The sequence below is a fragment of the Paenibacillus sp. FSL L8-0333 genome (assembly GCF_037965665.1).
Lineage (GTDB): Bacteria > Bacillota > Bacilli > Paenibacillales > Paenibacillaceae > Paenibacillus_AQ > Paenibacillus_AQ odorifer.
Window position 1 is genome coordinate 2,819,328 of record NZ_CP150186.1, and the last position, 12,010, is coordinate 2,831,337.

At 45.7% G+C, this 12,010-nt stretch carries 9 protein-coding genes; 7 read left to right on the forward strand and 2 right to left on the reverse strand.

Annotation, left to right across the window (positions count from 1 at the left end; all coding sequences use genetic code 11):
• The first annotated feature begins 37 nt into the window (after positions 1-37).
• The 5 genes from NYE72_RS12400 to NYE72_RS12420 all read left to right on the forward strand — a co-directional run bounded on the left by NYE72_RS12400 (position 38) and on the right by NYE72_RS12420 (position 5,425).
• The gene (locus tag NYE72_RS12400) at positions 38-1,825 is read left to right on the forward strand and encodes a DAK2 domain-containing protein (protein WP_038570325.1); all 1,788 of its coding nucleotides are present in this window, start codon (positions 38-40) and stop codon (positions 1,823-1,825) included.
• Positions 1,826-1,908: 83 nt separating this feature from the next.
• Positions 1,909-2,772, forward strand: a complete 864-nt coding sequence (locus NYE72_RS12405; protein ID WP_036686209.1) for a DegV family protein — start codon at positions 1,909-1,911, stop codon at positions 2,770-2,772.
• Positions 2,773-2,781: 9 nt separating this feature from the next.
• A complete protein-coding gene (gene recG, locus NYE72_RS12410) occupies positions 2,782-4,833 on the forward strand; it encodes an ATP-dependent DNA helicase RecG (protein ID WP_036686210.1) in 2,052 nt (683 codons plus the stop codon).
• A gap of 66 nt (positions 4,834-4,899) precedes the next feature.
• Complete coding sequence (locus NYE72_RS12415; RefSeq protein ID WP_036686212.1) at positions 4,900-5,187, forward strand: stage VI sporulation protein F; 288 nt, start codon at positions 4,900-4,902, stop codon at positions 5,185-5,187.
• Positions 5,188-5,239: 52 nt separating this feature from the next.
• Positions 5,240-5,425: a hypothetical protein gene (locus NYE72_RS12420; protein WP_141118525.1), complete on the forward strand. Its 186-nt coding sequence runs from the start codon at positions 5,240-5,242 to the stop codon at positions 5,423-5,425.
• A gap of 927 nt (positions 5,426-6,352) precedes the next feature.
• On the opposite strand, the gene NYE72_RS12425 is transcribed toward NYE72_RS12420, so the two are convergent.
• Together NYE72_RS12425 and NYE72_RS12430 are read right to left on the reverse strand one after the other, a co-directional pair.
• Positions 6,353-7,213, reverse strand: coding sequence for a YitT family protein (locus NYE72_RS12425; protein WP_051491444.1), 861 nt, complete (start codon positions 7,211-7,213; stop codon positions 6,353-6,355).
• A gap of 937 nt (positions 7,214-8,150) precedes the next feature.
• Complete coding sequence (locus tag NYE72_RS12430) at positions 8,151-8,513, reverse strand: hypothetical protein (RefSeq protein ID WP_038570328.1); 363 nt, start codon at positions 8,511-8,513, stop codon at positions 8,151-8,153.
• A 184-nt stretch (positions 8,514-8,697) separates the two neighbouring features.
• On the opposite strand from NYE72_RS12430, the gene NYE72_RS12435 reads away from it, so the two are divergent.
• Together NYE72_RS12435 and NYE72_RS12440 are read left to right on the forward strand one after the other, a co-directional pair.
• Positions 8,698-9,111, forward strand: coding sequence for a DUF2500 domain-containing protein (locus NYE72_RS12435; RefSeq protein WP_249267720.1), 414 nt, complete (start codon positions 8,698-8,700; stop codon positions 9,109-9,111).
• 125 nt (positions 9,112-9,236) lie between these two features.
• Positions 9,237-11,933, forward strand: coding sequence for a calcium-translocating P-type ATPase, SERCA-type (locus NYE72_RS12440; protein ID WP_076141512.1), 2,697 nt, complete (start codon positions 9,237-9,239; stop codon positions 11,931-11,933).
• The last annotated feature ends 77 nt before the right edge of the window (positions 11,934-12,010 follow it).

Genomic DNA, 12,010 nt, shown 5'->3' on the forward strand with positions numbered 1-12,010 from the left:
AATGATTAGGCATGAAGTTAGGAAGGGGAATTCTCAATTGAGTAAGCGTTCTATAAACGGAACAGATTTTACCGCTATGGTATTGGCTGGAGCGGATAAGCTGCAACAGCATGCAGAACACGTCAATTCCCTAAATGTTTTTCCGGTCCCAGATGGAGATACCGGCACAAACATGAATTTGACGATGACCGCAGGTGCGAATGAATTAAAGAAAAATAACACCACTTCTGTGGGCCAATGTGCAGGTGTACTCTCCAAGGGCTTATTAATGGGAGCTCGTGGGAATTCCGGCGTTATTTTGTCCCAGTTATTCAGAGGGTTTAGCAGGTATGCGGCTCAACATGATGAGCTTAATACACAGCAGTTCGCTGCTGCGCTGCAAACCGGAGTGGACGCTGCGTATAAAGCAGTTGTAAAGCCCGTAGAGGGAACTATTCTTACTGTAGCTAAAGAGGCTGCAAGACATGCTGTTTATTATGCCCGCCGTACTACTGACGTTGTGGAGCTGATGACAGAGGTATTAGCCAAAGCAAAAGAAGCCTTAGCTTATACGCCTGAGCAATTGCCTGTATTGAAGCAAGTCGGTGTTGTAGATTCTGGCGGCCAAGGTTTGGTCTACATTTATGAAGGGTTTCACCAGCATCTGACGAATGGAAGTACTACCGGTCTGTCTGAATCTGTGCAAGGACAAACCCACACACCAGTTGCACCAGCGCCTAAACCCGTATTAACGAAACCTGAAAGTGAACTGTTTTCTGTACAGTCTTCTGCGCAGTCACAGCTATCTACTGAAGATATAGAATTTCTATATGATATGGAGTTTTTCATTAATCGCCAGTTAGGCGTTAACGTGAGAACCAATTTTGATGAGGAAGCTTTTAGGAAAGCGTTGTCAGTTAATGGCGACTCCATTATTGTTATTTCGGATGATGAGACGATTAAAGTGCATGTGCACTCTAAGGCTCCAGGTGAAGTGATGAACTTGGCTCTTCTTTATGGGGAGATCACGCAGATTCACATTCTTAATATGCGAGAGCAGCATCGTGACCTGCTGACTGCGGGCATGGATATTGCACCAATGCCTGATGTATTCGCTGATATGCCGAATGAGAAGAGCGCAGTGCAAATGTCTCCTGCTGAACCACCGGCCGATGATTTGGCGCCTTACGGCTTCATCGCGGTATCATCTGGCGCAGGTATTGCTGACATTTTCAAAAGCCTTGGAGTGGACGTAGTCCTAGCTGGCGGTCAGACAATGAATCCTAGCACTGAGGATTTCGTGAACGCGATTTCTTCCATATCTGCGAAGCATGTTTATATTTTGCCAAATAACTCGAACATTGTTCTTGCCGCTCAACAAGCTAAAGATCTTCTAGAGGGCGAACGTGAGATTACGGTGATTCCAAGTAAAAGTATTCCGCAGGGAATAGCAGCAGCTTTTGCATTCCAAGAGGAAGATGCAGTGGAGACTAATTCTGAGAATATGCTGGAAGCAATCTCTCATGTGAAGTCCGGACAAGTAACGAACGCTGTGCGTGATACAAGCTTTGATGAGCTGGAGATTAAATCGGGCCAATTTATTGGGATTTCTAATTCCAAAATTGTTGCTGCTGCAGATGATCTTTTGGCTGCAAGTCAGGCGCTGTTATCCAATATGCTGGAGAATGGCGACGAAATCGTTACGATCCTTATTGGTGCAGAAACAGAATCCGAGGCTACTGATTCTTTGAGTGAGTGGCTGGAAGAGACTTATCCGAATGTGGAAGTTGAGATTCATGAGGGTGGCCAACCCCTGTATTATTATCTGTTCTCTGTAGAGCCATAGGTAGGAATTAATGGTTCTTTAACAATGGAGTAGAAATTTGTTATTGCGTAGTTGGCAAAATTATAGCTTGGGGGAGAAAATCCATGAATCGTACCATTATCGTCACCGACAGCACTTCAGATATCCCGCCAGCAATGGCGGAAACGTACGGAATTGAGGTAGTACCGTTGACCTTAATGTTCGGCGAAGAGGCTTTTAGGGACAATCTGGATATGACTCCGGAGCAGTTCTATGAGCGTCTTCCCCGTACCTCACAGCTGCCGACTACTTCTCAACCCTCACCGGTTGAATATATGAATGTGTACCGCAGTATTCTGGAGCGTAACCCGGGCTGTTCTATCCTTTCCTTTCATATTTCTTCTGGACTGAGCGGGACTTATCAATCTGCATTGCTGGCTAAATCGATGCTGGAGGAAGAGGGAGAAGGGATCACTGTTGTGGATTCTCTCTCCGCTTCTTATGGTTTTGGATTTATGGTAGTGGAAGCTGCCAGAATGTCTGCTGAAGGCAAAGGACCTGAAGAGATACTTGAGGCTGTAGAAAGCCTACGTCAATCGCGTAAGCTTTACTTCTTAGTAGATACACTTGAATATTTACAAAAAGGCGGGAGAATTGGAAAAGCCTCCGCTATTCTGGGGACACTTCTGAATATTAAGCCGATATTGTCCATTGATGCAGAAGGTATTATTTATGCGGTGGAGAAAGTTAGAGGCCGTAAGAAGGCTGTCGCCCGTATGATTGAACTGTTCAAGCGGGATCTGCAGGGTGTAAACAAAATCAATGTGGCCGTAGGTCATACGGCTGAACCGGCTTCCGGCGAGGAGTTCCTGAATGAGCTTGCAGGACACTTCACCTTGGAAGAAAAAGTGCTGACGAACGTCGGCCCTGTCGTGGGCAGCCATGTCGGTAACGGTACATTAGCTGTGTTCATTTGGCCTGCAAAATGAGGGATAAATATGACACTGGCATTAAATCAAATTGAAGTAAAAAACATAACTGGCGTGAGTGCTCAAAAGCAAAGCGAGCTTCACGCCTTTGGCGTCTTTACAGTAAAGGATTTATTAGAGTATTATCCGTTCCGCTACGAGGATTATCGGCCCCGCTCGCTGAGTGAGACTAAACACGGGGATAAAGTGACCGTTGAGGCAAAAGTAATCGGTATCCCTGTACTGCAGCGTTTTGGCGGCAAGTCACGTCTTAGCTGTAAGATGGTTGCAGAGCCATGGATGTTCACAGCAACCTGGTTTAACCGCCATTACGTAAGAGAGCAACTCACTGTGGGACGGGAAATTGTGCTGACCGGAAAATGGGATCAGAAGCGCAATCAGATTACAGTGACTGATTATGAATTTCCGGATCGTGGTGAAGGGAAGACGGGAACACTGCAGCCAGTCTATTCGGTAGGTGGTAAGATCACTCAGTCCTGGATCAGGAAGGTTATTAATCAGGGACTTCAGCAGTATGGGGATCTGATTCCAGAGATTTTACCGCATTCTATTATGAGGGAATATGACTTCATGCCGCGTAAACGGGCCATTGCCACTATCCATAGGCCTGAGGACACTCGTGAGGGGCAGCAGGGGCGCCGTAGGATGGTATATGAGGAACTATTCCTGTTCCAGTTGAAGATGCAAGCGTTCAGGGTTCTGAACCGCGGGCGGATGGATGGGGTAGTCCACACAGTGGATAACGCGACGGTACGCCAGTTCGTGCGCAGTCTGCCCTTTGAGCTTACAGATGCACAGAAACGTGTAGAGCTGGAGATTTTACATGATCTGCGTTCACCATATTGCATGAATCGTCTGCTGCAAGGAGATGTTGGCTCGGGTAAAACAGTGCTTGCGGCTGTGGCGCTTTTTGCTACGGTAAGATCTGGTTTTCAGGGCGCACTAATGGTGCCCACAGAGATTTTAGCAGAACAGCATATGCGTTCACTTACCAGGATGTTTGAGCCGTTTGGGATTACTGTAGGACTCCTGACGGGCAGTGTGACTGGCCGAAAACGTAAAGAGTTATTGGCCTCGTTGCAAATGGGGATGCTTGATATCGTGGTAGGAACACATGCTTTGATTCAGGAGGATGTATTTTTCCGTGATCTGGGTCTTGTGGTAACTGATGAGCAGCATCGTTTTGGTGTGAATCAGCGTGGTGTATTGCGGCGAAAAGGATATAATCCGGATGTACTGACGATGACTGCGACGCCTATTCCACGTACACTTGCGATCTCTGTTTTTGGCGATATGGATGTATCCACTTTATCTGAAAGGCCGAAAGGCCGAGTTCCTATAACTAGTTATTGGGTAAAACATGATCTCATGGATCGTGTGCTGAATCTGATTAAGCGTGAAATTGATCTGGGTCGTCAGGCTTATTTGATCTGTCCGCTCATTGAAGAGTCAGAGAAGCTGGATGTGCAGAATGCTATTGATTTGCATATTCAGATGAGCCAAGCTTTCCCTAGCTATAAAGTTGGGCTTTTGCATGGGAAAATGACTCCCGCTGAAAAAGATGAAGTGATGCGGGCGTTTTATAACAATGAGCTGCAGCTGCTTGTGTCCACTACGGTGGTAGAGGTTGGTGTAGACGTTCCTAATGCTACATTGATGATCATTATGGATGCGGATCGTTTTGGCCTGTCACAGCTGCATCAGCTGCGTGGACGGGTAGGAAGAGGGCAGCATGCCTCTTTTTGTGTGTTGGTAGCTGATCCAAAATCTGAAATCGGACGTGAGCGAATGACTGCCATGACCGATACGGATGACGGATTTGAGATTTCCCGAAGGGATTTGGAGCTGCGTGGACCGGGGGATTTTTTTGGGACAAAGCAGAGTGGATTACCGGAGTTTCGGCTGGCAGATATGACGGCTGACTTTGAAATTCTGGAGCAGGCGCGTGATGATGTCGCAGAGCTGCTTAAGGATGAAGCCTTTTGGACATCACCTGAATATGCATCTCTTCGGCATTATTTACAGAGTGAACAGATCTTCCAAGGAGAATTAATTGACTAACTAGGCACATGTAGCACCGAAGGCTCATATACTGTGAAAGATTGGATATGACGGGAGGTGCTACACTTGGGTTATCAACAATTCGGAATTAGCCCTCAGTTGGTGGATCGCATCAAGCTGAAGATGAAAAACTCGACTGTGAAGGATCGTATCAAAAGTATGATTGAGGGCATCTCGAAACAGGAGCTGCAGGATCCTGCGGTTGTTCGCAGATTGGTACGGAAAGCGTCAGGTGTATTGAACGAGAAACTGACCTCGACACAGGAAGAACAAATTGTAAAGTTTATCATCGCGCAGAAAATCGATCCGAACAACACCTTTCATTTAATCCGCTTGTGGGGAATGTTCCGTTAAGTAGCGGATTAAATGAAAAGTAGGGGTTGTCCATGGGTGTTTTTTTCATCGTATGAGACAGTCTGCAAGCAGCGATCCTCCTATTACTGGAGGATCGCTGCTTTGCGTTTTTGGCCGTAGTTACGGCATGCTGCAATATGTCTCTAATCCGGATAAACCGATGCCACCGAACATAGTCATTCGTCGTCCGGTAACGCCTAATCATAGTCAACCGCCGTCTGATGTCACTGAATCATAGCTCCGCTTATCCGATACCGCTGAATCACATTCAACCATCTTCGGACGCTACCGAATCATGGTCATCTGTCGTCCGATCCCGGCGAATCACATCCATCCATCGTCGATGCCCCCGAATTACATCGCTCCATCGTCCGATACCACGGAATCATGTTCATCCACTGTCCGATACCGCCGAATCACATTTACCCATCGTCCGATCCCACCGAATCATGTACATCCGCTGAAGCTTTCGGACTCCAATGACGTTATTCGCAAATATATCGCCTTTGGAGCAAGGTTTCGGACCCCAGTGCAGCTATTCATAAGAAATAGGCTCGTAGTTGGCGTTTTTTGTGCCAATAGGGGCTATGCGGTCCGAATGCATTCAGAATTCCGGGAAATTCTGCATATAAGGTCCGCTGTGTCCGATACCACCGAATCATAGTCAACCGCCGTCTGATGCCACCGAATCATAGCTCTCCGCTTATTCGATACCGCTGAATCACTTTCATCCATCGTCCGATACCACCGAATCATATTCATCCATCGTCCGATCCCACCGAATCATGTACATCCGCTGAAGCTTTCGGACTCCAATGACGTTATTCGCAAATATATCGCCTTTGGAGCAAGGTTTCGGACCCCAGTGCAGCTATTCATAAGAAATAGGCTCGTAGTTGGCGTTTTTTGTGCCAATAGGGGCTATGCGGTCCGAATGCATTCAGAATTCCGGGAAATTCTGCATATAAGGTCCGCTGTGTCCGATAGCTGCCTCATGCGCGTAAACGTCTTCGAATAATGCGAAATTTGAGTTCTCGCAAGAAGTTTGGGGTCTCGAACAAGAAGTTTGAGGCCTCGCTCAGAAAAATTGGTTGCGATCAAAGGCTAAATTCAAAAAGAAGGGAGCGCTCCAGCCATTTTCATGGCTTAAGGGCGCTCCCTTTTTTTATTCGTGTAAGCGTGTTTGTCTATGATCTTTAGTGGCTGATCTGAACACGATTTGGCTCTCTGAATCACACTGTAGAACGATTGCCCGAAGATGATCTTCTTCCATTCTGTTTGTCAGACAAAACAACGTGCTAACCTCTCCATCTTGCCCTGAACCTTCGGCAATCGCAGCTTCTCGGTTTAGAGAGGTTGCGATTGCTTGCTGAATGTCCAAACATCGGCTGCTGGTAATCCAAGCAGTGCGGGAGTGGGATAATCCCCGTAGTGAGATACGAACACCTTCGAAAGCCAGCAGGTAGGCAATAATAGAATACATCGCTTGCTCCCAACCGAACAATGTACCTGCAAAAAGCAGAATTGCACAGTTCAGGATCATAATCACAACTTCCGTTGATTTTGGAGGTCCGCCGCTCAGCAGAGAATACCCCTGGTCACTGGCTTGTTTATTTACACCGCCGAATCTCACAGATATTCCAATACCTACTCCAAGACAGATGCCTCCTGCCATTGCGGCAGGTAAAGGATCGCTAATCACAGCAGGAAAACGATGCAGCGCAAGAGACGCGATGGTTAGGCAGGTTAATCCCAGAACAGTGTAAAGAGCAAAGCGGAGATTTACTTGTTTTCGCGACATAAATATAAAGGGCAGATTGAATAGAAATAGAAACAATCCAAGCTGCATTTCAGTAGTATGAGCGAATAATGCGGATAAGCCTGTAATCCCGCCGACAACAAGGCCATGTGGCATTAAAAATAATTCCAATCCTACAGCAGCAAGCAATGCGCCGGCAATGACGGTAAGAACTCGGAAGGTAGAGCTTCTTTGTAGCTGTTGACGTTGATTTATTTTGTTCTGCATAGTTTTTCCTCCTTCAACAGGGGAAACGACCTTACTCATTTTCAGTGGCTATGGCAGATTTTTTGGATATTCGTGCATCATGTCGTTTCTCAAAGTTGAATACTTTATCCATTATTTATAAATCTATTTAGATTCCTTCGTCAGACAATGTCCAAGGAGAACAAGGATCAGCACGTAAATGGCTGCAAATATCTGCAAATGTCTGCGAAAGGCTGCGAAAGGCTGAAAATGGCTGCAAATAGCTGCAAAGGGCCGCAAATGGTTGCAAATGACGGAGAATGTTGCAAAGGCTCCAAGTGGCTGCGAATGGCTACAAATAGTGAAGAATAGCCAGCACTCCGCAATGCTTTACCCAAATTGGCCATAATTATTGAAAATTCATCCCGCGCGACTATGGGCATCGAATGTTGGATGATGAAGCATGAAGGCTGTGACCAACGCTACGTCCGGCCAGCAAGCCTGCAATAAAGTTGCCATTTAGCGTAACGATAACTGCTGCAAGGGAGTACCAGAGCGCCTCACTGCCTAAGGTGAGTGGATCTATGTCAGTCCGAAGCTGAAGCAGAAGATGACACTGAAGAAATCACGAAACAGGATCACCAGATTTATCAATCCGTTTCACATGTTCGGTTTCAGCGAGGACAAGTCCACTAGTAGTGCGCCAATAACTTCTGTCTGCTAGATGAATGGTCTCGGAGAATCCAGCAATCAGGAATAGTGCTGCGAATATTACTAATGCAAAAAGCTCACCGGAAGAGATATTCAGGACACGTTTCAGCCAAAATACTTGCTTTCTTCCGGTGGAGGATGAGCAATGCGAGCATGTATACCAACCGGTAAATCCGCTTCTCTATATTCATGAATCATAAGATTATTTATCAATCGAAGTTCTAAAATCCCTTCAGCAGACATTCAATTAGGGCAGAGGTGAACTTCGCTAGGGGAGTGATATTAGAAAATGAGAAGTGAATTTTAACAGGTACAGCCGAAGTCGAAGCAGGAATTTATAAATCACTGGACGGAACAGTAAAGAAAGTACAGGGAGTATTGCAGCTACCGCAATAGACTTCGTTCCCCACTGTTCAGCTATTTTGATGGCTCCTACCTGAGGGGTTATTTGAGGTGCAATCCTTACGGGAGGTGTGAACTTTCGCTCGTAGCGTTCATTTTCGGATGTCGTTGATTCTTGCTCCGTAGTGAATGATCCTCCAGACCAGGCAGGTGGAAAAGAAAATATCATCCCCAGGATTAGGACTATACGAAGAAACCAAAGTAATGACAAACGCGCTATATATTGCACCGAAATAACACCTCCCAACTGCATGTAGTATAAAAAGCATACCATACCTTTTCCATTGAATCCAAATTGTTTTGTGAAAAAAATTCATATATAGATGATGAAAACATGAAACCGAACGGGAAAAATGACGTATTTCGCAGCATAGATAACTTTTATTATCTTGTTTCAGTCAGGAGGGATAAATTTGAGCGAATGGCAGGATTTTAACGGTTTTGATGAGCGCAGCTTTTTCGGAAGTTTCATTCATGAGATGCCACTGTTTTTTAAATTATTTGCTTTGCTTTTTCTTGGCCTTTTTGTTTTTATAATTGTTAAATCAGTGAGAATCTGGATATCCAATAACGCAAGTCCTTTGATAAAAGCAAACTGCACAGCGGTCACCAAACGAACCGAGGTATGGGGGGGATCCGGTGAATCGAGAGCAAATACTAGCTATTTTGTTACGTTTGAGTTTGCCGATGGCTCTCGATTGGAGTTGCAGGTAAGAGATCAGGATTTTGGTCTGATTGTGGAAGGGGATCGAGGCGAACTCCTGTATCAAGGGACCAGGTTTAAAAGCTTCAATCGCGATTTGAAGAAAGAACATCTAAATTTCTAAAAAAGTACATACCATTCAAGAATCACCATGCCTATTTTGGGTAAAACTCATATGAGAGGTTTTACCAGATCTCAATTCTGGAAGGAGGCTATGGTTTGAATTCAAATAATCCACAATCGCAAGGGCTGGTACCCTTCCATACACTGAGCGAGGAAGAAGTGCTGAATAGGCTGGAAACTCGGAAAGAGGGTTTATCTTCCGATGAAGCGTCCAAACTTGTGGAGCGATATGGGAAGAACGTACTTCAAGAAGCGAAGACCAAATCGCTATTAGGAAAGTTTATCGAACAATTTAAAAATGTAATGATCTTTATTTTGCTAGTAGCAGCTGTATTGTCAGGAGTCTTGGGGGAATGGACGGATACGATCATTATTTTGCTTGTAGTCATTTTGAACGCGGTGCTTGGAGTTATTCAGGAAAATAAGGCTGAGCAAGCACTCGATGCGCTAAAAAGTATGTCCTCTCCACACGCCAGAGTAAGACGTTCCGGCCAGGTTACTGAGATAAAAAGTGAAGACCTTGTGCCCGGGGATATCGTATTGCTGGAAGCTGGAAATGTAGTTCCGGCGGATATAAGACTTTTGGAAGCCGCTTCGTTGAAGACGGAGGAAGCCGCGCTTACCGGAGAATCATTGCCCTCTGAAAAGCGGGCCGGTGTGCTTGAGGGTAGCGACATTGTAATCGGCGACCGCACCAATATGGCTTATATGAGCAGCAGTGTAACTTATGGCCGAGCAATTGGTGTAGTTACAGCTACAGGAATGCAGACGGAGGTCGGTAGAATTGCCGGTTATATCTCGGAAGAAGATACAGATGTAACACCGCTGCAAAAAAAGCTGGATGAGCTAGGTAAATATTTTACCTTTATTATTCTTGGCGTCTGCGTGATTATCTTTGCCGTTGGGATCTTCGAAGGAAGAGAGCTGCTGGATATGCTACTTACCTCGATCTCACTCGCGGTAGCGGCTATCCCGGAAGGGCTGCCAGCAATTGTTACGATCATTCTCGCGCTTGGTGTGCAGCGAATGGCGGGACGAAAAGCGATTATTCGCAAGCTTCCCGCCGTGGAGACACTTGGAAGTACAGAGATTATATGCTCCGATAAGACAGGTACTTTAACATTAAATAAAATGACTGTCGAAAAAGTGCATGTCAACGGAAAGACCACTGATTCCAGTGCAGGGCTTGAAGGGATTCCTGGTGGCGAGTTATTGCTTCAAGCTATGACGCTTTGTAATGACTCCAGTATTGACGAAGGAAAGACTCCTAGTGAACCTGAAGCAAAAGCTGGAGCTAAGGACCCACAAACCAAGAGCGGAAAAGCAATCATCGGCGATCCGACGGAGACTGCGTTAGTCGATTATGCGCTTAGTATAGGCACTGACAAAAGGGAGCTGGAAAAGAAATACCCACGTAAAAATGAGCTGCCTTTTGACTCCGATCGCAAGCTGATGACAACGGTTCATGAGGTCGAAGCTGGACGTTATCGTGTGCTGACAAAGGGTGCACCAGATGTACTTTTGTCCAAATGCAGCCATATCTATGTGGATGGAGAAATTGTAACTCTACAAGACGAACATAAGCGGAATATCATGGAAAGTAATAAATTACTTGCGAATGATGCACTTCGAGTCTTGGCATTTGCTTTCCGAGATGAGGAGCAGCTGCCGACCGATCTCTCACCAGATACCACGGAGAAAGAGTTAATATTTATTGGTTTGGTCGGTATGATTGACCCGCCGCGTGAGGAAGTACGGGATGCGGTAGCTATCTGCCGTAAAGCGGGAATTAGACCTGTAATGATTACAGGCGATCATCGTGATACAGCAGCGGCTATTGCAAAAAGATTAGGGATTATTGAAGATGAATCAGGTGTATTAACGGGTAGTGAGCTGGATAAATTCAGCGAAGAGGAATTTGCGGAGAAGGTTACCGATTATTCGGTTTATGCACGCGTCTCTCCTGAACACAAGGTTCGTATCGTTAAGGCTTGGCGACAAAAAGGAAAAATTGTGGCGATGACCGGAGATGGTGTAAATGATGCTCCTGCACTTAAATCATCCGATATCGGCGTGGGCATGGGAATAACCGGAACGGATGTTGCCAAGGGTGTATCAGATATGGTGCTTGCCGACGATAACTTTACGACTATAGTTGTTGCCGTAGAAGAAGGACGGAAGGTTTACAGCAATATCCGCAAGGCTATCCAGTTCCTTCTCTCCGCTAATCTTGGGGAAGTGCTGACATTATTTATTGCCACTATGATTGGCTGGCGTATTCTAGAGCCGATCCATATTCTGTGGATTAATCTCGTTACGGATACCTTACCTGCACTTGCCCTCGGACTTGAGAAAGCCGGCGAGGATGTAATGGCGAAGAAGCCGCGTAAAGCAAGCAGTAGCATCTTTGCGGGCGGCGTGGGGATCGGGATTATATATCAAGGGATTATAGAAGCGGCGCTTACGTTGATCGTGTATCAATGGGCGCATACGCATTACAATGAAGGTATTGCGGTTACAATGGCCTTTGGTACATTAGGATTACTGCAAATCGCTCATGCTTTTAACGTCAGATCCAATAAAAAATCGCTATTCCAGATCGGTTGGTTCAGCAATCGCTATATGTTATGGGCTTCGCTGATCTCTATACTAATGCTTGTGCTTGTGATCATCATCCCGGGCTTAAACGACTGGTTTGGTGTTTCACATTTAAGTGGATTACAGTGGGGAATAGTATGTGCAGCGGCCGTAGCGATTATTGTTATAGTTGAACTTGTAAAGCTGTTTGTCCGGATGAGCGGAAGGGGCAAGAGCTGGGATTAAGAAACTGGATAAAAGTTATAGTCAAAAAGCCTGAACCCCATCAATAGGGATTCAGGCTTTTTGAATGATTTCTTTTA

Excerpts from the sequence above, each read along its gene's own strand:
- NYE72_RS12420 (WP_141118525.1), top strand. The coding sequence starts at position 5,240 with ATGAGACAGTCTGCAAGCAGCGATCCTCCTATTACTGGAGGATCGCTG.
- NYE72_RS12425 (WP_051491444.1), bottom strand. The coding sequence starts at position 7,213 with ATGCAGAACAAAATAAATCAACGTCAACAGCTACAAAGAAGCTCTACC.
- NYE72_RS12405 (WP_036686209.1), top strand. The coding sequence starts at position 1,909 with ATGAATCGTACCATTATCGTCACCGACAGCACTTCAGATATCCCGCCA.
- recG (WP_036686210.1), top strand. The coding sequence starts at position 2,782 with ATGACACTGGCATTAAATCAAATTGAAGTAAAAAACATAACTGGCGTG.